Raw genomic sequence first — 3,318 nt, forward strand, 5'->3', positions numbered from 1 at the left:
CAACCGTTATCGGAATCAATTCGTATTAGCGAGAATCTGGATATAAACGCTCGAACAATCTCGCTTCGCGATCTGCTCATAGGCGAGGGCTCTACAGGTATCCCAAGCGACCTTCGCGAATCGGATGTAACTGAAGTGCTTGGTGAGCCAACTTCTGTTGACGATCTTACATCTGGGGCAACGGTTTACCGCTTCGGTTGCTACGAACTTGCGTTCCATGAAGGCATCGCGATGTATCTTATGAATGACTCTTTGGCTTTTTCCAACTGCCAGCATTTTCAAAATCGTCGTATTACGATTGATCCCTGGGTTTTTGCGCGTAACGAACCGCAGACAAGACTCGAGATAACCAAGCACCTCTCTGATGTGAAGGCTAACTACCGAACGGCGATTTGGTGTGAACGCGAGGTATATCAGATGACGAACGGCGTTCTGCTTGATTTTGGGCCCGACATTGACGAGCTTCAAACTGTGTGCACGGGAATATGGATGCACTTTCCAGAGTTCCCTCCAAATACTGTTTTCATTAACCGATAACCATGGGTTGTTACGGAGCCGGGCTTGCGGGTGGAGTTTTTTGCTTGCAAGTCAAGCGTCCCGGCCCGCAAAACCCTACCGTTATCCGACTGAAAGAACGCATATGCCCAACAAACAGTGGCCCACAATTTTGATAGCATCAACGCTTTCGTCGATGCTCGCCTTTGCATCTGGTTACTGGATTGGTGCTGCCACGCAGGATAATCAAATTCAACAAAGTGCCGAAACCTTAGATTTCACACTCGGCAATGGCTTCTCCAACACATGGACGGGGTCTGGTTTTCGGGGTATTTCGACGCTGACACCCGATGGCTGCACTACATCCTGGCACAACGCTGGTGGAGATCCTATTGAAATCGGGGCAGCCACGCCTGGATTGCAAGAAGACAACCCATTCCAGGACGCTGTTGGCGATGCTGATCCTTTCAACTAGTTTGGTTGCTAATCAGCGTTGATCTTCAGATAGACGGATAACCAAGACATGCACCGGAGTGGCGGTGGTTGCCGTTTTTGTCTGCTTGCAAATCGTTCGCCGCCACCCGGTGATGTCAACCGTTATCGGACTGACGTCTCGGGTGTTTCACGCGTTCGCTCGCACTAGCGATTGCTGCAACGCCTGATTGGAAATTTGTCGTTCGGCATTCGCGTTAGCGAATTTGCGAGTCAAACGCATTNATCCTCCGTTTGCGATTTCCTCCCTCCAAGCCGCTCGCAATTCTTGAACGTGTTCGCTGTTTTCGTTTGCTGATCAAGCGACAACGCTTTTGATCCTTCGTTTACCGTCAACAAGCACTGTCGGATGACAATTGCCGTTTTACTGCCGACCCGGNCAACGCCCAATTGCTTGCCGCGTGAACCAAGTCCCGCTAAACTGTGGCGGCGTGGCAACCGCTGCCCGATGCTCGACCAATGCCCGTTCATAAATGCCGATAACAAACACATGCACCGGAGTGGCGGTGGTCACGTTTCTTTGGAATCACGTCAATCGCCGCCACCCGGTGATGTGAGACGTTATCCGACTGAAATCCTCTCAATCGTGGTTAGCGATTCAGACGCTTCCTTAGTACCACTGAGTCACCTTAATGATCTATCTTGCAACGCTTTTCGCCGTATCGCTGTTAGTTGCGATTGCCTTTCGGTCGTTGCTGCCCGCTCGTTTTTTGGGGTATCGACACGCCGGCGTCTTGTTCGCGTCTGCTTCGCTCGTCGCACTCGGACTGATTGAGCAGAACGTGCTGGCAACAATCGCTGCGTGCATATTGCTCGCTGTTGAATTTCGCAGCGGCATTCCGACTGCAACGGACGCTGCCGATGCCGCTTAGTTCGCTGGGCTGCCGACGTCCCGTCGTTGTTTTCCGCTCGCGCGGCCCATACCCGCTGGCGGTCCGCCTCGTGTCCACAATCGCGGATAACCAACGGTTGCAACGGAGTGGCGGTGGTCGGCGTTTTCGTTTGCTTGCAAGTCTTCACCCGCCACCCGCTGAACCGAACCGTTATCCGACTGAACAATGACGATATTCTGCCCTTCCGTCGAACGAATGCCGGTTCCTGTGACCGCAACGTGCCCGCGGTGCGATCGTTCGTACACATTTGACTCTATGCACGACGACTGCAAGCAGTACTTGCTCGACGCAACCTCGTATCACCAGCTTCACAACGAACTTACACATCTCAAGGCGATCGACCGAATCATCCGCAATTACCCTGGTACCAAGAATCGACTCATCATCTCCAAAACCAAAAGTATTGGATCGGGGCATGACGACCCTGCTGCCGTGGACCAAATCATCGACGAAACCCCCGGACTACGTGACTGCCTTGCACGATCCAGCTTTCTGTTCTCTGCACGCTTTCCCGCTGTCGCTAACGCTGTCGGCCGAACGCAGAACAAGATTGATGCCCTACTTGTTGAATGCGACGACTGTGACCGACAATACTTGACACTTCCCACTGACTACTATTGGTCCTGCGGATAACGCCAAACGGCGGATAACCATCGCATGCAACGGAGCCGGGCTTGCGAGTTTTCACAAATGGAACATCAACCTTCCCGGCCCGCTGATGCGTAACGTTATCCCAACTAATGCGCGGAGGTGCCGGCTGATCCTGCTTCGTTGCGGTTCGATCGGCAACGCTCGACTGCCGGGGATGCCGGCCGACTTTTCGTTAAACGCTTGACTCGAAATCACGTCCGAACGTGACGTACCGCATCGCCGGAAAATCTCTTGGTCGCGCTGATCTATTTTTTCCGGCGATGCGGAACGCCACGTTCTCCAAGTTGCTGCCAACGTTTCCCCATGCCCGACGCTTGCGGTTTGTCTGGCATTGGAATGGTTTGCTCCGCTGCAAGCTGCCGAAACGCGGACACTCTCGCCAATGGCTCCATTTGTCTTCTCCCACCGGGCCTCGCCATTGGCGAGAGAGTCCGCGTTTCGGCTCCCTTCGGTCGCCGTGCCCGACCCGCTGACGGTCGGCAACGCTCGAAACTTGCCGACCGACACAACGCCCGCTATTCTGTGGAACGGTGGTCACAACTGCCCAACGCTGATTCAATGCTCGATCCAATGCAATGGGATAACCACGGCATGCACCGGAGTGGCGGTGGTGCGGTTTTCTCGAAATCACGACGTTCGCCGCCACCCGGTGATGCCAACCGTTATCGGTACTAAACCTTGGAGTTGTGACGCGACGTTCGTGACATCGATCGTGAACCGAATGTGTCGCAACCTTACCGGACCGAATCGCTTCACGAAACGTTCGGTGAATTGATCGAACACACGC

The 3,318-nt window shown here is 53.8% G+C and carries 4 protein-coding genes; 3 read left to right on the plus strand and 1 reads right to left on the minus strand.

From position 1 onward, the window contains the following. From Poly51_RS30910 to Poly51_RS30110, 3 genes are all read left to right on the plus strand, one after another. A partial coding sequence (locus Poly51_RS30910; protein ID WP_186775927.1) for a hypothetical protein occupies window positions 1-537 on the plus strand: 537 nt, incomplete at its 5' end. Between the two features lie 103 nt (window positions 538-640). After that, a complete protein-coding gene (locus tag Poly51_RS30105; RefSeq protein WP_146462656.1) occupies window positions 641-970 on the plus strand; it encodes a hypothetical protein in 330 nt (109 codons plus the stop codon). 649 nt (window positions 971-1,619) lie between these two features. Further along, window positions 1,620-1,859 carry a hypothetical protein gene (locus Poly51_RS30110; protein WP_146462657.1) on the plus strand — a complete coding sequence of 80 codons (240 nt, stop codon included), beginning with the start codon at window positions 1,620-1,622 and terminating at the stop codon, window positions 1,857-1,859. Here the strand turns inward: Poly51_RS30110 and Poly51_RS30115 are convergent. Next, complete coding sequence (locus tag Poly51_RS30115) at window positions 1,856-2,125, minus strand: hypothetical protein (protein WP_146462658.1); 270 nt, start codon at window positions 2,123-2,125, stop codon at window positions 1,856-1,858. The two genes, Poly51_RS30110 and Poly51_RS30115, sit on opposite strands and share 4 nt — an antisense overlap. Window positions 2,126-3,318: the final 1,193 nt, after the last annotated feature.

The sequence above is a fragment of the Rubripirellula tenax genome (genome assembly GCF_007860125.1).
GTDB classification, from domain to species: Bacteria; Planctomycetota; Planctomycetia; order Pirellulales; family Pirellulaceae; genus Rubripirellula; species Rubripirellula tenax.

What these genes read in the sequence shown, in the direction of transcription:
- Poly51_RS30105 (WP_146462656.1), top strand. Translation starts at nt 641, where the DNA reads ATGCCCAACAAACAGTGGCCCACAATTTTGATAGCATCAACGCTTTCG.
- Poly51_RS30110 (WP_146462657.1), top strand. Translation starts at nt 1,620, where the DNA reads ATGATCTATCTTGCAACGCTTTTCGCCGTATCGCTGTTAGTTGCGATT.